Raw genomic sequence first — 21,443 nt, 5'->3', positions numbered from 1 at the left:
GTCGACGGGGGCAACCTGTTCCGGTACTGCCGCAACAATCCGGTCGGGATGGCAGATCCGTCCGGATTCCGACCCGCCACCGTCATCGGGCCGGAAACCCACGACATCTCCATCTCGGAGCCCCACTTCACCGGGTCCGAGAACCCCACGGTGGAGGACTTCCGCCGCTATCTCAGCAGCCACGGCGCGACGCTCGATCCACGGATCAACAACAGCAACTCGGTCATCTACTACCAGCCCAACGTCACCCTCAACCTGGAGGGGGGCACCTGGTCCGAGCACCCGGGCGGCACCTGGGTGCTGCACGCCGTACTTCCGCCTCCCGCGCCGCCGCGACCGAGGCCGACGCCGCCGCCTCCGCCGCCGGAGCCGCCACCGGCCGAGCCGCCGCCACCCGCACCGGAGCCGCCACCCGAACCGCCGCCGGCCGCACCCGGCGTCACCGGTGGCGCCGCCGCGCACACCGCGCCCGCAGCCGAGAAGTTCATCTGGAACTTCAAGTTCAAGGGCGGCCGGGGAACGTTCCGCGGCAACATCCTCGAATGGCTGTACGGCATGCCGTGGCGCGACAACACGGCGGACTTCGACCTGGAGACCGCGACCACTGTCAAGCAGATCAAGTCGACCGACGTGTACGGCAGGGCCGGTGACATCGCCCGGGAGGCGACCCGGGACGCGGACGCCGCGATCCAGGCCAACCCGAGCGGCACCATGGCCGGCAAGCGGTCTCAGGCCGTCATCATCACCGAGACCGACGCGCCGGCCAGCGTGGGAAACGCGATCCGCACGGCGACCAACCCGGGACGGGGACGGAAGATCCCGGCCACCGCCACGGCACCGGAGCACGTGCGCGGACTGCCGGGCCGGACCGGCATGGCCGGCAAGGGGCTCAGCGTCCTCGGGTTCGGCCTGTCGGCGTTCGCCCTGTGGGGCGACTACCAGCAGGGCGACTGGGAGATGGGCGTCGGTGACGCGCTCGGCGCGGTCGGCGGTGGCCTGGAGTTGTACGCCATCGCCGTGCCGGGTGCCACGGTCGCCACCGTCAGCGCGATGACCGCTGGACTGGTGATCGGTGGCATCGGTCTGGCCGCCGTCTCGTATGTCAGCATGAACCGGGCCGCCGAGGCTGGCGACACCCCGGGGGTGGTGGCCGGCGCCGTCGGCATCGGCGCGGGTCTGGCCATCGCCGCTGGTGCCATCGGCGTCGCGGCCGGCAGCGTGGTGATCGCCCCGGTCGTGCTCGCGGTCGGCATCGTCGCCGCCATCGGTGTGGGGATCTTCCACGCCGGCCGCTACTTCGACTGGTGGTGACCGACGGCGCATACCGGCACGCGAGCGGTCGAGGGTCTACGCCCGGAACCGTCGCCTACGGGGCGGCGACGGTTCCGGGCACGACTTCGTGTCCGGCGGGAGTGCAGCCACCCGGCAGCGGCAGCGGCGGTGGCGGTAACGGTGCCGTGGCATTGACGTTCTTGACAGGCTCCAGATAGTACGGTTAACATCACCGAAACCTTGTTAGCGCTAACAGCTGCCCGTCGCTGATCCTCGCTCGCTGGGCGAGACCGAGCCCATGAACGTGCGCGCTGAGCGCCCAGCTGGTCGAGCGGACCCGCCTTCTCCCACCCTTCTTGCCTATTCGAAGGGTGCCTCACACCCAGCAACCGACCACGTGAAGTCGGTTGTCCGAAAAATCGGGCGACGGCCGTTTGTTGTTAGCGTTATCACGACCAGAAGGAAGGTGGGACCTGATGGTTATCGAGAGGGCCGCCGGGAAACGACGTCGAGGGTTGGCGGCAATTGGCCTCGCTCTCCTGGTGGGAATCGGGGTGGGTCAACTGGCACCGATCGTGCCGGCCGCGGCGGAGAAGCCCGTGCCGCCGGCACCGCCGGGCGTCGGACCGCAAACCCCGTCCGCCAAGGTGCCACTGGCCGGTGTCGACATGGCCCAGACGTACGTCAACCCGATCAATTTGCCGGGGATGGCGGTGCGCAACATCGTGGGGACGATGCCACCCACCGACGCGAACGTCGCGAACACGTCGCAGATCCCGGCCAGCTTGAACCTGGAGACGTGGACGGCAGCGTCCGGGCGGACGCTGGCGAGCCGATCCACAGTTGGCTTCAGCAGGATCTCGGAGAACTCCGCCCGCACCGGGGCGGACTGGTCCGCGCTGAACGTCGACGGGACCATCTATCTCTACGCATCAGGTGCCATGCAGAGCGCACCGAACAACAACCGCACCGTCTGGTCCACCACCGACTACCTCACGTGGACGCCCCACCAGATGAACCTGGGCCTGGTCGCGCCGACCGTCGTCCAGCTCGGCGACAAGTTCTACATGGCCGGCAACAACACGCCGGTCTATCAGGCCGACTCGCCCACCGGGCCGTGGACCAGCATGGGCAACTTCCTGCGCCCGACCGGCCAGACCCTGAGCGTCGGCGACGTGCAGTTCTTCCCGGACACCGACGGTCGGCTGTATCTGACGTACAACATCGGCTCACCGATCATGGGCGCCGAACTCGACCCGAACAATCCCCGCCAGCTCATCAGCGACCCGGTCGTGCTCTGGACCTTCGACCCGCGCCAGGAGTGGCAGCACATCGGTGACAACAAGGCCACCTACACACACGGGTACGTGGAGGGTTCGCAGTTGTTCAAGGTGGGGGACACCTACTACCTCTCGGTCGCGTCCGGCGGCACGGAGTTCACCACGTACGCGACCGGCGTGATGACCTCGGACAAACCGCTTTCCGGATTCAAGGTCACCCAGCAGAACCCGATCGGCTACGGGAACAACCACCCGAGTGCGGTGTACCCGAACGCCGGGCACGGCAGCTTCGTCCTCGACAACTCCGGAAACCTGGTGTTCTTCTACACCTATGTCATCGCCTACGAGGAGTTCTTCGAGCGGCGACTGGGCATGGACGTCTGCACCGTGATTCCCGCCGGTCCGAAACGGGGAGCGATCGACTGCGAGTTGTCCAACACGCCGCAACTGGCCCCGGGGAAGAAAATCTCGGGCCGGGACGACGTCGGGCTCTACAACGTGGCCACCAACAGCCAGGCGTACTGGGCAAGCAGCTATGCCCCCGGGCGTAACCCGTACTACGGATCGGACCGTTCCCTCTCCACGTGGTGGGAGCCGGCGGACAGCGACACCGCGCCCACGTACATCAGGGGCTTCGGGACCGTCTTCCACATCTCCGCCGCGCAGATCCAGTGGAAGGAGCTCGGGCGCACGTTCACCAGTGACAACGCCGTGCGGTACACGCTGGAGTACAAGGACATCCCCACCAACACGTGGCGGCCCCTGGTCGACAGGAGCACGAACACCACCGCGTACACGGCTGACTACGTCACCTTCGACCGGGTGCTGACGAACGCGGTCAGGCTGAAGGTCCTGGGTACGACCGAGAACGTCAAGGTCGGCGTCCACGAACTCAACGTGTTCGGCGAGAACTACAACCTGGTCGTCTCGAAGGGCATGATCACTCCGTAGTCCGGTCGCGGGGTCGAGCACCAGGGGAGCGGGCGGGATCCACTGATCCCACCCGCTCCTTCCTGCGCCGCCCGTCAGCGGTGCGGGTTCCTGGGCTGGCTACCGCACCGTCAACTTCTGATAGTTGCCGGCGTGGGGCTGGTAGGTCGGGTTGCCGGAGTAGGCGACGTGGACCCGGTACGACCCGCGCCGCAGACCAGCGGTCGGCAACTCGACGACGGCCTTACCGTCCACCAGCGGCACGACCTGCACGGTGCCGCCGAAGGTGACGGTGACCTCGCCGGTCGGGGTCGGAGCGTTCTTCTTGGGCCTGCCCGCCGGCCCCACGCTCACGTTCAGCGTGAACGTGTCCCCGCGGACAACCGACGCCGGCGTGGCCTTCGCGTGGACCTTGACGGCGGCCGTACCGGAAGGCACCTCGAACGACGCCGTACCCTCCGACGTCTTCAGGTAGTCGAAGCCCAGGTATTCGGCCTTGACCGTCCGGGCACCCGCAGGCAGACCCGTCGGCAGCGTGACAGTGGCCGCGCCGTCGCTCAGGTGGGCGAGCGTCGACCACGAGCCGACACTGAGCCGCACCTGACCGCCGGTCTCGAACCCGTCGGCTGCCGTGACGGTCACGGTGGCCGTGGTCGCCTGGGCCCCGCTCGCGTACGGCTGGACGGCCACCTCGGTGGTGGTCGCGACGTCGCTGTTCGGGATCCCGCGGATGTCGTTCCACTCGCGCACGGTCAGCGGGATCACGGTGCCGTGACGCGGACGGACGACACCCGCGTTGGTCATCGTGATCGCCTTGGCGTTCCAGGTCGGCGCCTCGATGTTCTCGTGGCACGCGGCCTGGTACCCACCGCCGTTCGTGTACCGGTCACCCCAGAGGTAGAACTGGCCGGGGCAGGCGGTGTCACCGGGGTTGGCCTTGAAGATGACCGGTCCCTCGTACCCCTGGTTGGCGACCCACGTCGTGCGCCCCAGCGCCGGCGCGACCAACGTCCAGTTGTCGATGTTGCTGTCCAGGAAGTCGGTGTGCTTCTCCGAGAAGATGTCCGAGCCCTGGTTGCCGGCCTCGTTCTTGGTCACGCGGTAGTAGTTGTCGCCGACCCGGATCGCTGTCGTGTCGATCCGTGACAGCGGGGCCGGGTTCTGCCAGACCTGGGGAGCGGAGAACGTCTGGAAGTCCCGCGTCGTGGCGTACCACATCTGCGCGTTGCCCTGACCCGTGCGGTTCACCGGGTCGCTCCACAGCGACTGGGCCCAGAACACGACGTAGGCGCCGATCTCCTCCACCCACAGCGACTCCGGCGCGAAGGCGTTGCCCGCGTTGTCGGGCGCGACCTTCACGTGCCGCTGCGGGGTCCAGTTCACCAGGTCGTGCGACTCGAACACCTCGATGTACTGGGTGTCGTTGATGGCGTACCCGCCCTGGTCGTACCAGTTCAGGTCGGTAGCGATCATGTAGAACGTGTCGCCGTCGGGTGAGCGGACGATGTGCGGGTCACGAAGACCCTGGTCGCCCAGCTGGGAGATGAGTGACGGCCGACCCCCGGTCAGGCCGGTCCAGTCCAGCGCGGTGTTCCCGTTGGATGTCGCGAACATGATCTGCTCGCCGTCGGCGATCCCCTCACCCTTGAAGTACCCCATGAAGTACCGCTCGTACTCCTCGGAGCGCGGCATGGCGACGACGCGCACCGGGAACGACTTCGTCTGCGAGGTCGCGCCCTTGGTGATGGTCGCGGTCAGGGTGGCGGCAACATCCGCACGGCCGAAGGCCGGGCGGGTGACCACACCCGTCGGGGTGACGAGGTCGGTGGTCGACCGCCAGGTGATCGTGGAGCCGAACTCGCCCCTGGCGGCAAGGTCGAGGTTCCCGCGTACGTCGTTGGTGGTGTTCAGGGCCAGGTCGAAGGTGTCACGGTCGACAGCCTGCGCATCGTCGAACTCGGCCTTCACCACGACGGGGATGTCCCGCGTGCCGACCTCCTGGGCGCCCTTGCGGACAGTCGCCGTGAGCGTGGCTGTCGCGTCCGGCTGCCCCTGCGCGGGCCGGGTGATCCTGCCGGTCACCGCCACCTTGCGGGCGCTGGCGACGGCCGGCGGGGTGTGGACCGCGACGACCGACGGGTCGGAGCTCGTCCACGTGATGGTCGAGCCCGCCACGGAGCCCACCTTCGGCAGCGTGATGTCACGGACGATCGCACTGGTCAGGCCAAGATCGATGGCGTCGGTGTCGGCGCGGACGCCGTCGGAGACGGTCCGCTGCGCGAGGGCGAGTGTCTCGTCGAGACTGACCGCCCGGTCGTACACCCGGAAGTCTCGGATCGTCCCGCGGAACGAATAGTGGCCCGACGTCTGCGAGCGACCCAGGAAATTGCAGTTCGTCCCCGCGGCGTTCACCGAGGGCGGCGTGGTCAGGTTCGTCGACGTCGCGTGCAGCACGCCGTCGAGGTAGAGCCTGCCGGTCCAACTCGTACCGGTCGGGTTCAGTGACTGGGTGAAGGTGACGTGCGTCCACGCTCCCTCCAGCATGCGGACCCGGTTCTGCTGGAGGTTCGCCGGACCCACCGCGACGCGGAACCGCTGGGTGTTCGACGCGAAGATCGAGCCCTCCGCGCCGGTGTCAACGTCGCACGAGCCGGACTTGCGACCAAAACCCCACATCTGGTGCTCGCCGACGTTCGCCGGGTCAACCCAGACGTCATAGTCGACGGTGAGGTTGGACATGCCGGCGGTGATGTCGTTCGGCAGCTGCACGTACGCGCCGTCGAGGGCGCTCTCGTAGGAGCCGGGGTTGAACCTGACACCCTCGCCGGTCAAGGTCGCCTTCTCGGGGTTCACCAGCGTGGCGTTCGCCGCCGATCCCGCGCTACCCGAGTTGACCAACGTCGTCCCACTGGTCTCGTCGAGCGCGAAATGGTGCACCAGACCGTCGTCGAGTTGCTCCTCGGCAGCGTGCGCGGGCACCGCCGCGAACGAGACCGAGAGCAGCGCACCCAGTGCCAGGACCGCGACACCTCTACCTCTCCGACCCAACCCGAGACGTGGCCTTCGCTGTCGCAGTCTCAATGGACCCTCCTTGACCGGTGGATGGCTCCCTCTGATGTGGACGGGGGTTGTTAACGCTAACTACGCTGTGCTGCCGGGTCAACGCAGCACGTCGTGGCCCGGCCCCACGGACTGCGTGGTTTGACGGTGGGCACCCGGGGCGGCCTCACCCAGAGCGACGAGGAGACCCATCCCGCGCCGGAGACGACGGCCGAGGCCAGGGCAGTGGCTAACCGGCGGCCAGGCCGCCCTCGTCGCCGGGCTCCGCTGGCCCGCGCGACACCGGTGCGGGGGGTGCCAGCCGCGCCGCAGGCGGCAGCGGTGAGGCATCCGGGCTGGCGCGGAATGCCTGGATGGCGAGCGCGGCGAAGCGCCGGGAGGCGGCGACCCTGGCGGTCGGCGACGGCGCGTGGATACCGCTGTTGGCCATGAGTACGAGGATGACGTCGTCCAGGGCGAAGTCGGGGCGCAGACGGCCGGCTTCCTTGGCCCGGCGGGCCAACTCGGCGATCGACCGGAGAGCGTATTCGCGGCGCGCGTCGAAATCCACGGCATTGGGAAACGTCGAGATCAAAGCCGCGGTGAAACCCCCATCGCGTGCGTTCAGTTCACACATCTTCTCAATGACAAGACAGAAACCGTGCCACGGATCCGGATCGGCGAGACCTTCGTCGACGACGGCGCGGCAGGCGTACATCTGCTCTGCGAAGGCCTCGGTGACCAACATCTCCTTGGTCGGGAACCTGCGGTACAGGGTGGCCGGCGCCACTCCGGCATGCCGTGCGACCTCCCGCATCGGCACGTCCAGACCCGCAACGGCGAAGACCGCGCGGGCGGCGTCGAGGATGCGCTCCCGGTTGTCCAGCGCGTCGGAGCGAAGGGTGTGAGACAAATGGGCGGTCACTGCTCTCACTTTAGCGAGGCGGACGGCGCAGGCGCGTTAGCGTCCCCGCACATGAGGGCTCTGCAATTTTCCCAGTACGGTCCCGCGAGTGTGCTTGCGGTCTCGGAGGCACCGGAACCGCACGCCGGACCCGGGCAGATCCGGGTGGCGGTTCGGGCTTCGGGTGTCAATCCGGCCGACACATACGTCCGCGCCGGCCGATTCCAGGAATGGATTCCGCTCCGCCTGCCGCACGTGCCAGGCGTCGACGCGGCCGGCGTGGTGGACGAGATCGGTGACGGGGTGACCACGGTCCGGCCAGGCGACGAGGTGTTCGGGATCACGGACTACGCCCAGATGGGCGGAGCGAACGCCGAATACGCCGTCCTGGCCGCGTGGGCACCGAAGCCGGCCGCCCTGAGTTGGGAACAGGCGGGCGGCGCGGCCGGCAACATCGAGACGGCCACCCGCGTGCTCGACCTGCTGGGCGTGCGGGCCGGCACCACGCTGTTGATCGAGGGTGCGGCCGGCGGGGTCGGTACGACGGCGATCCAACTCGCTGTCGCTCGCGGCGCGGCCGTCATCGGCACGGCCAGCGACCGCAATCACGGCTTCCTGGCCTCGCTCGGGGCCATCCCGACCACCTACGGCTCCGGGCTGGCCGGGCGGGTCGACGCGCTGCTGCCCGGCGGAGTGGATGCGGTACTCGACTGTGCCGGCTCCGGCTCGATACCCGACCTGGTCCGGCTGGTCTCCGGCCCGGACAGGGTGGTGAGCATCGCGGACATCAACGCCCCGGCGTACGGCGTGCACCTGTCGCGCGGCTCTGGCCCCGGCGCGGACTCACCGGCTCTCGAAGGGATCGCCGCCGCCGGCGAACTCGCCGAGCGGAGCCGCTTCACGGTGCCGGTCGCAGCCGTCTTCTCCCTGGAGGAAGCGGCCGCCGCCCACGAGTTGAGTGAGTCCCGCCACGCGCGAGGAAAGATCGTGCTGAAGCCGTAGCGCGCCCCACCCGCCATTGACCCAGTTCGTGGGCCCGGGCTTCGCTCCTGGCCCACGAACTGGGTCACCTGAACAAGGGCGATCCGCTTCGGGTAGGGAGGACCCTGCTGGCGAGGACGTTCGACACCGGCGGTAGCGGCCACCGGTTTGCGGAACCCCTGGTGGCGGGCCGTACGCCCGGCGGACTCACTGGCCGAGCAGGGGAGAGGAACTGTCGTTCTCCTCGGGGTGGTCGTCCATGGAGTGCCCGCTCTGGCCAACGGAGCCGCCGCGACCGCGCAAGTGCCTGATGAGGAACTCGCCGGCATCCGCGAAGGCCCTCGCCTGGTTGTCGCGGCGAAGCAGGCCGTGGCCTTCGTCTGGGAAGACCTCGTAGCGCACCTCGACGCCACGGGATCGAAGCCGCTCGACGATCTGATCGCTCTCCTGCCGTGGTACGCGAGGATCGTTGGCACCCTGGACGACCATCAGGGGCGCTTGGATCCGGTCGGCGTGGGTGACCGGCGAGCGCGCCATCAGTCGATCCGCATCGGCTTCCGGGTCACCGATCACCGCGGCCACCAACGAGCGCCACGTCGGCGGTGACGCCTTGGCCAAGGTGACCAGATTGCTCGGTCCATAGAAATCGACACCGGCGGCCCAGTTCAGCTCCGACAGCCGGCTGAGGCACGACAACACGGCGAAGCCGCCGTAGGAGGCACCCATGACGCCGATGCGATTCGGGTCGATCCACTCCTGCGCCCGCAGGTACGCGACGGCGTCAGCGAGGTCGGTCAGATCGCCACCGCCCCAGTCACGGTTGACGAGGTCGGAGTAGGTGCGGCCGTAACCAAGAGAACCCCGCACGTTGGGAGCGAAGACGCCGATGCCATGTGCCAGGAGATACTGGTAGAAGCCGTCATGCATGTAGACCGGCAACTCCTGCCAGGCCGGGCCACCGTGGATCGAGATCAGGACACTGGCTGGTTCCGGTCCTTCAGGACGGTAGAGGTAGCCAGGGATCTGGCGGCCGTCCTGCGCCGGATAACGAACCAACGTCGGCTCGCGGAAGGTGGCGGGGTCGGCCGCGACCGGCCGCACGTTGCTCAGCCACCTGAGCTCTCCAAGCTCCAGATCAATCAGGAGAATGTTCCATGGTCGGGTTGCTGTGGACAGCCGCAGCACGACGAACCGCCCGTCGCCGGACACGGTGAGGCCGGTCCCCGTGCCAGCTGGCAGTTCCGGCATGCGGATGTCGACGCCGCTGACGAGGTCACGCCCGCGCAGTTGGGAGAAGCCGTCGACGTTGACGTTCCAGACCAGGACCCGGCCGTCCGTCGAGAGAGCGACCTCCTCCACATCCCAATCCGGGGTGTCCAGCCAGGTGAGGGCGCCGCTTTCGGCATCCATGGTCGCGAGCCCGGTGAACTCCCGACCGACGTTCGACAGCACCAGAAATCCGCTGCCGTCTCTCAGCCACGGCCCCAACCAGTAGGTCGCCACATCGTCGTACGGCGTCAACGATCGCGGTTCGGCACCGTCGACAGTTATGAGATGGACCAGGTGGTCGCTGTTGGTGGTCCGCCATTCGGCGAGGGTGAGCCGGGACCCGTCGGGGGACCAGTGCCCGGGGTAGACCCTGCCGCCGCCGGTGTAGATCCGGCGTACCTCATCGGTCGACAGGTCGTGCACAAGCACGTCCTGGTCGGCCGGATTCCGGTCGTTACCGCAGTAGGCGATGAACCGGCCGTCGGGGGAGAACGGGTCGCCGAGGGCAGCCGAGTACTGTACGTCCGGCGCGTTGGTTAGCTGCACCGTGATCCCGCCAGCAGCGTTGACCCGGTACAGCTGCGTGTTCTCGTCCCCGCTGTCGTCGGCGAGGAACAACAGCCATTCACCGCCGGGATGCCATGCCACCCGACGGACCGTCGAGTCGGTGCCGGCGGTAAGACGTCGCGTGTCGCCAGTCGACAGTGCTTGGGTGACCAGGTTGAATTGTCCGTTGGCGTCATCGACGTAGGCGATCGAGTCACCATCGGGAGCGATCGCCAGTGTCGGCAGGAATCTCAAGCCTGACTGAAAGTCGCGGTATCCGGACACGTGGTGAATCCTAGACACTCGATGCACTCTGGCGGCGGCACCGACCAGGCCAGCTACCCGCCGCTCAGCGCACTGCGGCCGACATCGACACCCACGCCAGACACCTGCTGCCTGCCCTCAACGCCACCCGAACCTAACGGAGAGATGCCGCCATGACAGCGACTGAGCAGCACGCCAGCGTCCGATACATCGTCGATGACGTCCAGGCGGCCATCGACTTCTACACCACCCACCTCGGCTTCACAGTGCACACCAGCGCCGTGCCCGCCTTCGCCGACGTCGTACGCGGCCCGCTGCGGCTGCTGCTGTCCGGGCCGGCCAGCTCCGGCGCCCGCGCCACCCCCGACGACGCCGCGGACGCCGGACGCAACCGCATCCACCTCATCGTCGACGATCTGGACGCGGAGATCGACCGACTACGCGGCGACGGGGTGTCGTTCCGCAGCGACGTGATCGCTGGCCCCGGCGGGCGCCAGATCCTGCTCGCCGACCCCGCCGCCAACCTCATCGAACTGTTCCAACCCGCCCACCGCCCAACCGCACAGTGACCTCCACCCGGCGCGCGTCGAGGCGGTGACCCGCCGGTGCGCGGTGGATCCTGCCGGAGGGCGTCGGCGCTGCCAGGGGGTACGCGCTACCGGCTGTGGGGCCGGATGTTGTGGTTGAGGTGAAACACGTTGTGGGGGTCCCAGACCGTCTTGAGGGCGGTGAGCCTGGCGAGCTTGGCGGCCGGGTACGCGCGGCGTACCCCGTGTTGCCCCTCGTCGGCGGCGAGTGAGTTGACGTAGACGCCGTCGGCGTACGGGCCCAGTGCCGCTCCGGCACTGCGCGCCGCTGCCATCCGAACGTCGTCTTCGGCCGGATCGGTCCAGCGGGAGCCAGCTCCGAACTCGAACGCGGTACCGCGGTGACTGAACGCCGCGTCGGCATCCGCGACGTCAGCGATCGCGCCACCGTGCGCCTGCAGGCCGACACCGGGCAGGTGGGTGCCGGCGTGCAGGTCTGCCGCACCGCGCAGCAGGAACGCCTCGATCGCGGCGGTGGGGAACCGCCGCAGGTAGTGCGCGCTGGAGTACCGGCGGTAGGCGTGGCCGCCGACGGTGTCGTCGCGTTGCTGCAACTGCAGGTATGACGGGGTGGTGACCCGCTCAGCGACCGGGCGCCCGAGGGCGCGCATCGCCGGCAGCAACCGGAGACCCGGTGCCGGGTCGCCGACCCACACGAAGCCGACGGTGGCGATGGGGCCGCTGGCAGTGTCGTGGACATCAGCGGTGAAGGTCGCCTCCCGTGGCGCGACGGCGTTGAGGTCCCGCCAGCCTTCGAGCACCGGCACGGCGTCCTCGGCGCGGAAGTCGAACTCGGCCACCAGGGTCCGCGTACCGATGTGGTGCAGGTGGAAGTCGAAGTCGGTGACGATGCCGAAGTTGCCACCCCCGCCGCGCAGGCCCCAGTAGAGGTCGGGGTTCTCGGTTCGACTCGCGGTGACCACCTTCCCGTCCGCGGTGACCATCGTGTAGGAGACGACGTTGTCACAGGCCAGACCGTGCTGGCGGGCGAGCCAGCCCATGCCGCCGCCGAGGGTCAGGCCGCCGACCCCGGTGTGCGAGACGTTGCCGGCAGTCGTGGCGAGGCCGTACGGCTGCGACGCCCGGTCGAGTGCGCCGAGCAGCGCGCCACCCTGGACCCGGGCGCGTCGCCGGATCGGGTCGACCCGAACGCCGTTCAACGGGGTCAGGTCGATCATGAGGCCGTTCGCGGGGACGGCGAAGCCGGCCACGTTGTGCCCGCCGCAGCGTACGCCGATCTCCAGGTCGAGGTCGCGGGCCAGGCGCACCGCGGCCACCACGTCGGTGACGCTCGCGGCCTGCACGATCATCCGCGGCTGCCGGTCAACCATGGCGTTCCAGACGGTGCGGGCCGCGTCGTAACCCGGATCACCGGGGGTGAGGACGCGGCCGTCGAAGCGGGGACTGGTCGTTGTCGTCATACATCTGAGCCTGATGGAAATCGGTACACCCGGTAAGGTCCGATTCCATGGGGCGAATCAGAACCAATTCGAGCACCGCGGAGGACCTGCTCATCCATGTCGACCGGTCCGCCGCCGAACCGCTGCACCGGCAGATCGCCGCCTCGATTCGGGGCGGCATCCGGGCCGGCCGGTTGCGTCTCGGAACGTCACTGCCGCCCACCCGCACCGTCGCCGCCGATCTCGGCGTCGCCCGCGGCGTCGTCGTCGAGGCCTACCAGCAACTCGTCGCCGAGGGCTACCTCACCAGTCGGGCGGGCGGGTACACCCGGGTCGCGGTCGAGCCGGCCCCACCGCCGGCAGGTCGGAGCGGCGCTGACCGACCGGCGGCACAGATCGACTTCGGGTACGGCCGCACCGACGTGTCGTCGTTCCCCCGCGCCGCCTGGCTGCGTTCGGTGCGAACGGTCCTCACCACCACCCCGAACGAACGCTTCGCCTACCTCGACGGGCGTGGCGTACCCGAACTGCACGTCGCCCTGACCGACTACCTCAACCGGGTCCGCGGCACATCCGCCCGTCCGGAGAACGTCGTGATCTGCAGCGGCTACGGCCAAGGCGTCGCGCTGATACTCCAGGTGCTCGCGGCGCGCGGCGCGCGCAGGCTGGCCGTCGAGGACCCGTCCGCGGACGACGATGCCCGCCTCGTCGCGGCCGTGGCCGGCCTGGACGTGATCGGCGTCCCGGTCGGGCCAGACGGCCTCCTCGTCGAGGAGCTGGAACGGACCGACGCGGACGTCGTCGTGCTGACGCCCTCGCACCAGTGGCCCACCGGCGGCGTCCTGTCGGCCACCGCGCGGGCCCGGGTCATCGGCTGGGCGCAGCGCCGCGGCGCCGTGGTGATCGAGGACGACTACGACGCGGAGTACCGCTACGACCGGGCGCCCGTCGGCGCCATGCAGGGGCTGGCACCCGACACCGTCGTCTACTGCGGCACGGCGAGCAAGACCCTGGCGCCGGGGTTGCGTCTGGGATGGCTGCTCGCCCCGGCACACCTGGTCGACGAGATCACGGCGGCCAAGGTACGGGCCGACCGCGGTTCTCCCGTCATCGACCAACTGACCTTCGCTGACTTCCTCACCCGCGGCGAATTCGACAGGCACCTGCGGCGCATGCGCCCGGTCTACCGCCGCCGTCGCGACGCACTCCTGGCCGCGCTGCGCGCACGGCTACCCGAACTGGAGCCGGTCGGTGTAGCGGCGGGCCAACACGTCGTGACCTGGCTCCCGCAGGACCTCGACGAGGCGTCGGTCGTGGCCGCCGCCGCCCGGCGCGGACTGGTCGTGCAGGGCGTCTCCCGGTACCGCGTGAGCCCTGCCGGGCTCGGCGGGCTGATCTTCGGCTACGCCACCCTCACCGAACGCTCCATCGTCGACGGAGTGGAAGTCCTGGCCGACGCGATCGCAGAGGTCCGTGCCCAGGTCCGCCCTCAGGTGCCCGCCACCGACAGTGGCGCGGTCGCCGGTTCCTGAGCGAGGCGCGGTTTCCGGGTTAACGGACAGCGGCGAGGGCGGCGAGTCCGCCGGCAATGACGGGGCGCGGACCACCGGGATCGCGGCTGCCAGCGGGGTACACCCGCGTAGATGCGGGCCCCTTCTACTGTGAGGACATGTGGTGGTATCTCCTGCTCGCTGGCATCGGGCTCGCCACGGGCGGCACAGTCCTGCTTCATCGGCGCAGACGCCGTCGGCCACAGACCGCCGAGGAGAAGGTGGCGGCGGCGCGGTCCGCCATGCGCGCGATACGGCGTAGATCGCCGCGCCCTGGTCGCGACATCTTCGAGCGGGGTCGAGGTGTCCCCGAGCGCTATTCCGCCGCCATCGCGGAGAACGCTGTCTATGGCGACGCGGCGAACTTCGATTCAGGTGGTGGCGCAGGGGGAACGCCCTGACCAGCGACGTGCCGCCGGACAGCGGATCACCGAGACGAAGTTCTCGCAGGCGCGGCAGCGGCCGGAACACGGTGGGGTTGTCGGAACGTTTTCGCCGCAGGCCCGACAGTGAGCACGGGTCAGGTCTGGCGGGTGGTGACGGGCCGGCGTAGTTCGGTTACCAGCGACCGTACCCATGGCTGGCGCATGGTGGGTTCGCCGGTTATCGCGGCGGTAAGCCCGGCTCGCCCTTCGGGCGAGCGGCCGTAGGCGACGATGGCCACGGCTTCGGCGAGGGCGGCCAACGCCTTGGGGTCGCGTGCCGGGAGGTGCGTGTCCTGGTCGAGCCACCGTGCGACGGGAAACGAGCGGGTGATCTTGTGCTGGTGGTCGCCGAAGTATTCCCAGACCCATCTGCGCAGGGACACGCCGACCAGGGCGCGGCGCGGGAGGTGGGTGGCCCATGGGGCGGCCTGGTACCACCGCCAGGTGTTCGGGCTGGTCTTGGTACGGGCGGTGATGCCGATGAACCGCACCTTCGTACGGATCACCGACCAGGCGGCCCTCTCCTCGCTGATCCAGCGGCGGAGCAGGTGGAACAGGTTCTCGTAGGTGCGGCCGCCGAACACGAGGTCGACGAATGCCACCGGACGCTGGCGGTGGGCCAGCCCGTGCGGGGTGATCCCCAGGTGGCTGAGGTTGCTGCGGAACTGGGCGACCTGTGCGGGGGTCATCGCCTCCGGATCGCTCCACAGTGACAGGGGAAGCTGGTGGCAGCGGTCGCGCCACGTGGTGGCGGCCAGCGCGCCGCTGAGCAGGTCGAAGATGCTGTCGGGGGAGCGGCCGACGAAGTAGAGGTCCGCGTCGGCGCTGCGGGCAAGGACCTTGGCGGCGCACTCGAGCAGGTCGGGTAGGAACCACAGATCGGGCTCGGGGACAGCGTCGAGGAGCGCGCCGAGCTGGGCTGGCGAGACAAGGTCCCACCGGAACGGACCCCTCGGTGGCGGTACTGCTGTCACAGCCGAGACCCTATCCGGCTGGCCGCGCCGGAACGGGGTCGTCGCTGATCAAGTAGATCGTGGGGGTGGGACAGCATGGATGCGACGTGCGGTCGGATCGCGGTCGGTAGGGGTGCCCTTCTGCTGGAGTGCCTGTTTGAGGCGCGCGTCGAGAGCGCGAGCACGCCGGCTGCGACTGGTCGCCGCTCGGCTTCGTAGCTGTCGAGCAGCGCCGGTGAGGCGCCCCGTGGAACCGCGGCCAGCTTTCAGCCGAGGTTGTCGCGGCCTGGATGCCAGTGTTAATTCCCTGGCCACCAACCGGGGGAGTGGACGGGCGCCGGTCGCCGGCGAGGAACACGTGTCCCGCTATACGACGTCAGCCACATCGGCTGGCTGTCGGTCGCCCCAGTCGAGGCACCTGGCTTCGAAGAGCTGATAAGCCTGTACAGGGCTACCATGCGTTTGCCTTCTCAGAGGTTCAGCTTCAGGATAAAAGCGCCGACGCCCGCGACCGCAACCCGCCCATCGCGCAGGGCTTCCAAGGAAAGAACACTGTTCCCGATCGGGATCTTCCAACTTTCACCGGTAAGGTAATTCCATAATCTGATGTTGCCGTCATAGCCGCCGCTGGCAATTAAAGCCGGGGCGTTCTTTTGCGGAATTACGGCAAGCGCCGACGCCCCTTTCTTCCCGGGCTCGACACAATGCACGAATGGATCGTTAAGTGGGACCGGCGCACCCGCTGCCGTCACGTCCCAGATGAGAACAGTCCCGTCGTTGCCGCTGCTGGCAAGGAGAGTTCGGCCATCGATGCTATTGAACGAAACCAGCGCCCTGACCCAGTCGGTATGGCCCCGAAGTTCGCTTCCCACGGCTTCTCCTCGCAGGGGGTCCGACAGGCGGATTACGCCATCCGCGCAGCCGGTGGCCAATAATCCGTGGCCCGATTTCGTTACGAACGTTGTCATCGCGAAGACTTGGCTCCTGCATTCGATCCTCCGAATGTTTGTCCCAGTGCGCGGGTCCCAAAGGTGGACCCCGCTGACGGAGTTCTCGTCGGATCTGTCAAATGCGTAGGCAGCCGCGAGTACTGGTTCTCGCCCGCGGATAGGAACAGCTTTTAAGCATGACACATCGTTGAGCCGATCATCTCGCAACTCGCCGGCAGGGCTCGCTGAGATTGGGTCCCACAGGATAATCAGGCCGTCGCGGTCCGCGCTTGCCAAAAAGCTTTGACCCGTCGATGTAGAGATGGCAGCCATCGTCCAGATCGCTTGTTCATGGCCAAGCAGGTTCCCGCCGACGCGGCCTCCGGTCGCGGTGTTCCATAACCGTACGGTGCCGTCGGGCCCACCGGTTGCGATAAGGTTGCGATTCCTGCCGGCGGGCAGCTCCACGACGGAGAAAGCCGTGAATATCTCTGAGGGTGGCCTGTGGTCGAGTGGCTCCTGGCTGCCAATTGGCGTCCACTCCCACAATGGCACCGATGCTTCCGCTTCTATGCCTCCTCTGGCAAAATTCCGTATAAGGAAAACACGGACAGCACGTCTATCGAGGCCATCAATCCGGAAATCCGCTCCAGGTCCCGGCGGTAGGAATAGATGCCGCGTCTTCCAATCCCCAGCGTCTGCGTGAATCAAAGCATAGGATTTCAAGTATGGGTTCAGCGAGCCAGGCGCTGCGTCTGCAGCCGCTATGCATGCTCTGGCGATAGCGGAGTGTGCCGTCATGTTGGTGTCACTGTCGGCCAGGAAATATTCTACGAAGGTTCGGTGCGCAAGCCGGTAGACCGTTTGGCCGTGCTCAGAATCAACCGTCAGGTATGGCGCTGCGTCGTCGATAAGCGCACTGATGTCGGAGTCGGACACAGTAACGCCGGTCGGTTGAATATCGACAAGGGCTTTGGCGAATGTAGCCCAGACGCCAGCGCGTACGGGAAGCCCATGCCCCTGAGCGTACCCGAGGGCGCGAAGCAGGGGACCGTAAGCTGCGTTATGCCGCGCAAGGCGTTTGACGGCTGCGGCGAAGAGATTGCGATGGTCGCCACCGAGCAGGTCCGTCAGGCTCCCTGGGTCGGTCAGAAGCTGCGGACGGGCTAGAATTTCGTGGACCGCGAGCTGGGCGAAGAGAAACTCGCGGCCGGCCGCGGCGATCGCGACGGAAACAGCGGCACAGGTAGGATCGTTCGCAGGTAGCCGTAAGCCGATGGCGAGGCGTCGGCGCGCGTACCTGCCGATTGCTTGAGGATCACGGTCAAGTACGATTGTGTGAGAATTCGGTTCGTCTGTGCCCAGTGCTTCGAGCAGACCCCGATCGTCCAGGTTCGGATGATCGGGACCTTCGTATGCGGACGGCCTGGTGCCTACCACGACGCGTACCCCGGCAACGGCCGCAAGCGGCCGCAAGATTCCCGACGCAATAGCAACGGGTTCTGCTGACTCGTCGAGTCCGTCGACCATAAGCGTGGTCGAAAGGCCTCTAAGGCCAATCTTCTTCAACAGAAGTTCGACCTTCGTTCCCCACGGCTTGCCTGTCTCGATCGACTCGTCAGATCCCCACACCTTGCTCAGTCGATCAGTTGCGTCGGAAACTGTCATGCCAACGAGGTGAATTGCGACGTCGAAGATCTTCGTGGGTGGTGTGCGTGTCGGGGGTAGGGGGCTGAGTAGGCCGTGGCGCGCCAGAACTCGGCTCACTGCCGGTCGACTGCGGACGAGAATGTCGCCAAGCAATGCCGACTTTCCGGCACCGGCAGGGCCCGTTAGGATCAACATCCTGCCACCTGACGGGTCTCGAAGCCAATCCACGACCTGCTGTCTTTCCTCGTCGCGCCCCTCGAAGTACCAGGACACCTCGCCGAGTTCGGCGCCCTGCGCTTTAGGGATAAAGTGCCGTCGCTCGTCCTCGGGTAGATCCGTCAGGACCTGAAGCAACACAGTACGGACATCTAAGGACGCCGCCAGACCGACAGGCACAGTAACGCGACGGCGCAGTGCGGTCCCCTGAACATTCTTGAGAATCACCTCTGACGCAGGCAGGTTCCGCTTCAGTTCCGCCCAGATGTCCTTGAACTCAATGTGGTCTTCTGTAGCGAACGTATCCCGGATAATCGTATTGAGCGCCGAGCTGAATCGTCCTAGTGTGGTGGAACCTTGGGCCGATGTTCCTACTAGGAGGATGCGACGGGTGCGGCACATGGTGTCGATAGATGCGTTGAGCAGTTGAACAAAACGTGACGATTGGCAGGCATCGATAATGACGATCAGCCATGCGTCAGGATCCAGTGAACGCATTTCTCGTTCGGCAATGTGATGCGCGAGCTGCTCCGGGGGAATTCCTTCCGCTCCGACGTGCTTGGGGCTGTTCGCGTGGGCCAACGAGGCGATGTCGCCGTTTGACCAACCGTGCCCGACCCAATAGAGGATCGTACTGCCTGATGACTGCGACCAAGCGCTCAGCCGTTCGCTAACCGCGTCGCCACCCCGCTCGGCCATCGGTGTATCCCACGGGACGACTACGCCACCAACCTCGCTGAGTAGTTCGACGATGCGACCGACCTCGTCGTCGACGGCGAGTGGGGGATGATGACGGTAGGCACCTATCGGAACCGGGAACACCTCGACGTGGCCCGGTTTCCGCGCCTGCTGAGCGACGTCAGACATGCAATCCGCCGGGATCGTCCGCCAAGACCAGTTGGGTGATTGCCGAGGTGCCCCCGCCGTGTACGGTAACGCGAAATATCCCTGGCTCGGGCAGCACAACGGTGGCCCGCCAGCTGTCATCACGCAAGTAAACCGGGGAGCGGTCGATCTGCCGACCAAAGGCGTCAGCGACGACACAGGAAGCATCATTTGGCCCATTGACGCCACTGATGACAGCAGCCCATTCGACGCCCGGGGCGACGATGTCCGGAAGATCCAGTCCGAGTTCGCCTCCGCCGAGGCGAGGACTGCCAGTTTCCCGCTCGGTCAGCACGTCACAAACCAATTGAATGGCCTCGGGGGTCTGGGCCAGAGCGCCGTGCTGCTGCGGCAGGGTAGCGGGCCGTGGGTTGGTGAGGGTGGCCGAATTGCGGGGAACAGTGCCGTCGCCACCATCGTCGATTCGCACCAATGTGCCGTTGGACTCGCGGAGAAAGTCGCCGTCGCTGTGCAGTTGAAAGGTGTGGCGATGGGGGATGACGAACCCGTCGCGCAGACTCATGGTCTGCTGGGTCGATTGCGCAGTTCCGATCAGAGCGTGATGCTCAACCAGTGGCAGCGAAGATGCTTGCCGCTGTAGGGCAATGGCCTCCCTGGCCAGATGCTCATTGCCGCCGAACCTTGCAACATCGGCCGGCGTGAGCCGGCGAGGGTGGGAATTGTCGCCCTGATCGACGCAGCGGTAGTACGGAAGCAGGTCGTGTACTCCGGGCAAGGTGGCGGCCATTGCGCGAAGTCGTCGGCGCGGGAGGGGGGTCGGCGCACCTTGACCTCGATTAAGAAGCATTGCTGCCTTGACCGCTCCCTCGAAAGGTGTACCGAGCGTGACTGTGGCGCGTATGTTCAGTGGGTCGGCGTCATGCAGGCCCAGCGCTCGACACACCAAACCTCCCATTGAGTGCGCGACAAGGACCAACTGGGCGGGCCGCGAATCTGGCCGCAGGCGCCGAGCCTCGTCATGCCTCGGGTGCGCCCGCCATCGCCGGAGATGCTCGGCGGCCTTGATAGCCAGTCGCTTCGCGTTGTATCTGACCGGCAGGCGCCAATCGTACGCGAACTCCAGGATCGCATCTTGGTGAGCGACGCATCGGCCGATAGATCGTACCAACGATCCATACGGCTCAGATGCACGCACTAATGGCGCGTACGCCGGAAATCTCAGTAGTCCCGTTGCCGTCACGTTGTCGAATCGACCGGCTACCTCTTCAGGTGTGAGTTTTCGAGACTCGTCAGTGAGTCGAACAAGCTGGTCGTCGTCGAGCGCCAAGGCGTCGAGCGGCGAACTTTCGCCGCTCCACATTCGCGCGTAGGTGCCCAGCTCAAATCCCCAAAGGGTTTCGTCTGGTCCGGTCAGGACGCTGCCCATAATGCCGGGAACCACAATGACGGCGTCCTGGGTTATGTTCCGTCGAACCGAGTCGCTCATCGTTCTCTCGCGGTATCTACCAGAACCTGGCGCCGAAGGGGCCGTCGATATCGGCTTCAAGGAGGGCTGGCGGCCGGGTGAGCCGACTCAGGTCCACTAGGCAGAGCGGTTGAAACCGTCTGGTTCCTGTTTGTAGATCGTGTGGTGATTTGGTCCTCGCCCCGGCAGCCACGGTTTCGGTGGACGTTGCCGCTCCACATAACCGCGCATGTGTTCGCCTCATCACGGCATTATGCCTCGGAGCCGAGGATCTGAGAAGGTTACCTCTTGCGTGCAAGGTTCCCTGTCCGCTCCGCCTGAAAACTGACCACGTGGCGCCGGCTGAATCGGGCCACCTCCTGAAGCATCAGGACCTGCTGAGCCGCGGCGGGCTGGTTGGAGATTCGACGCTGCAGCGGTCGAGGGATGGCAATCCAGGCCGTTGCACGGCGGTCGAGCTTGTCTCGCAACAAAACGGAGAGGACCCTGGCCTGAGCCGCCGCAGTGTAGGCGAGCTGGTGCGGGCGGACACCCGTTAGCACCAGGTGTTGGGCTGCCCCGGCAGGGAGGCTCGCGGCGGTGGAGGACGCGTCCCGCGGCGAGGCTCCTGCCCGCAAGAGTCTTGAGGAGTTCGACTTCGAGCACCAGCGGTCGTGAAAGCGAGAGACGACCACCCTGGACTTCGTGGCGTCGGAGGAGAACGTCGTCATCCTGGTTCCGCCCTGCGTACCTCGTAGGGGCAGGACGCTTGACACGCGGACGAGCTCCCGACCGAGGTCGAACGATTCCGGGTCCGTGTCTGGCCGTCGCCGCCGCTGCAAGCGGTCGCCATCGAGATCGCCCTCAAGACTACGACCACTGACGACTGTCGATGTTGCCCGAGCGGCCGCAGGTGTGCTGAAATGGCGACCATCGCTGCAGCGTGGGGGCAACCGCG

At 67.1% G+C, this 21,443-nt stretch carries 12 protein-coding genes and 2 pseudogenes; 6 read left to right on the top strand and 8 right to left on the bottom strand.

From position 1 onward, the window contains the following. Positions 1-1,311, top strand: a pseudogene (locus tag KBX53_RS02175) (hypothetical protein); the annotation flags it as partial. 437 nt (positions 1,312-1,748) lie between these two features. Further along, entirely contained in the window at positions 1,749-3,503 is a 1,755-nt protein-coding gene (locus tag KBX53_RS02170; protein ID WP_210857639.1) for a family 43 glycosylhydrolase, read from the top strand. A 99-nt stretch (positions 3,504-3,602) separates the two neighbouring features. Here the strand turns inward: KBX53_RS02170 and KBX53_RS02165 are convergent, their stop codons facing one another. Next, positions 3,603-6,563, bottom strand: a complete 2,961-nt coding sequence (locus tag KBX53_RS02165; protein WP_210857638.1) for an immunoglobulin-like domain-containing protein — start codon at positions 6,561-6,563, stop codon at positions 3,603-3,605. Positions 6,564-6,771: 208 nt separating this feature from the next. Then, positions 6,772-7,446, bottom strand: coding sequence for a TetR/AcrR family transcriptional regulator (locus KBX53_RS02160; RefSeq protein ID WP_036411170.1), 675 nt, complete (start codon positions 7,444-7,446; stop codon positions 6,772-6,774). 51 nt (positions 7,447-7,497) lie between these two features. On the opposite strand from KBX53_RS02160, the gene KBX53_RS02155 reads away from it, so the two are divergent. Further along, positions 7,498-8,427 (top strand): NADP-dependent oxidoreductase, encoded by a 930-nt coding sequence (locus KBX53_RS02155; RefSeq protein WP_030330940.1) that lies wholly within the window; start codon positions 7,498-7,500, stop codon positions 8,425-8,427. A gap of 186 nt (positions 8,428-8,613) precedes the next feature. On the opposite strand, the gene KBX53_RS37065 is transcribed toward KBX53_RS02155, so the two are convergent. Beyond that, entirely contained in the window at positions 8,614-10,506 is a 1,893-nt protein-coding gene (locus KBX53_RS37065) for a S9 family peptidase (protein ID WP_210857637.1), read from the bottom strand. A 152-nt stretch (positions 10,507-10,658) separates the two neighbouring features. Here KBX53_RS37065 and KBX53_RS02145 point away from each other — a divergent pair, with 152 nt between their 5' ends. Continuing rightward, positions 10,659-11,054: a VOC family protein gene (locus KBX53_RS02145; RefSeq protein WP_210857636.1), complete on the top strand. Its 396-nt coding sequence runs from the start codon at positions 10,659-10,661 to the stop codon at positions 11,052-11,054. Between the two features lie 86 nt (positions 11,055-11,140). Here the strand turns inward: KBX53_RS02145 and KBX53_RS02140 are convergent, their stop codons facing one another. Continuing rightward, positions 11,141-12,493: an FAD-binding oxidoreductase gene (locus KBX53_RS02140; protein ID WP_210857635.1), complete on the bottom strand. Its 1,353-nt coding sequence runs from the start codon at positions 12,491-12,493 to the stop codon at positions 11,141-11,143. Between the two features lie 47 nt (positions 12,494-12,540). On the opposite strand from KBX53_RS02140, the gene KBX53_RS02135 reads away from it, so the two are divergent. Next, positions 12,541-14,004, top strand: coding sequence for a PLP-dependent aminotransferase family protein (locus KBX53_RS02135; RefSeq protein WP_210857634.1), 1,464 nt, complete (start codon positions 12,541-12,543; stop codon positions 14,002-14,004). 538 nt (positions 14,005-14,542) lie between these two features. Here the strand turns inward: KBX53_RS02135 and KBX53_RS02130 are convergent. The 4 genes from KBX53_RS02130 to KBX53_RS02115 all read right to left on the bottom strand — a co-directional run bounded on the left by KBX53_RS02130 (position 14,543) and on the right by KBX53_RS02115 (position 20,527). Beyond that, positions 14,543-15,421 carry a hypothetical protein gene (locus KBX53_RS02130; protein WP_247674985.1) on the bottom strand — a complete coding sequence of 293 codons (879 nt, stop codon included), beginning with the start codon at positions 15,419-15,421 and terminating at the stop codon, positions 14,543-14,545. 10 nt (positions 15,422-15,431) lie between these two features. Beyond that, a complete protein-coding gene (locus KBX53_RS02125) occupies positions 15,432-15,758 on the bottom strand; it encodes a hypothetical protein (RefSeq protein ID WP_309140695.1) in 327 nt (108 codons plus the stop codon). 112 nt (positions 15,759-15,870) lie between these two features. Continuing rightward, on the bottom strand, positions 15,871-19,062 hold the full coding sequence (locus tag KBX53_RS02120) for an AAA family ATPase (protein WP_210857633.1): 3,192 nt from the start codon (positions 19,060-19,062) through the stop codon (positions 15,871-15,873). Continuing rightward, the gene (locus tag KBX53_RS02115) at positions 19,055-20,527 is read right to left on the bottom strand and encodes a hypothetical protein (RefSeq protein WP_210857632.1); all 1,473 of its coding nucleotides are present in this window, start codon (positions 20,525-20,527) and stop codon (positions 19,055-19,057) included. The genes KBX53_RS02120 and KBX53_RS02115 overlap by 8 nt, the downstream gene beginning before the upstream one ends. 542 nt (positions 20,528-21,069) lie before the next feature. On the opposite strand from KBX53_RS02115, the pseudogene KBX53_RS37060 reads away from it, so the two are divergent. Next, positions 21,070-21,226 (top strand): annotated as a pseudogene (locus KBX53_RS37060) (IS21-like element ISAau2 family helper ATPase IstB); the annotation flags it as partial. Positions 21,227-21,443: the final 217 nt, after the last annotated feature.

The sequence above is a fragment of the Micromonospora sp. M51 genome, assembly GCF_018070305.1.
In the GTDB taxonomy this organism is placed as follows: Bacteria; Actinomycetota; Actinomycetes; order Mycobacteriales; family Micromonosporaceae; genus Micromonospora; species Micromonospora parva.
The sequence above is the reverse complement of the archived record's forward strand: the minus strand, read 5'-3'. Positions and strand labels throughout refer to the sequence as shown.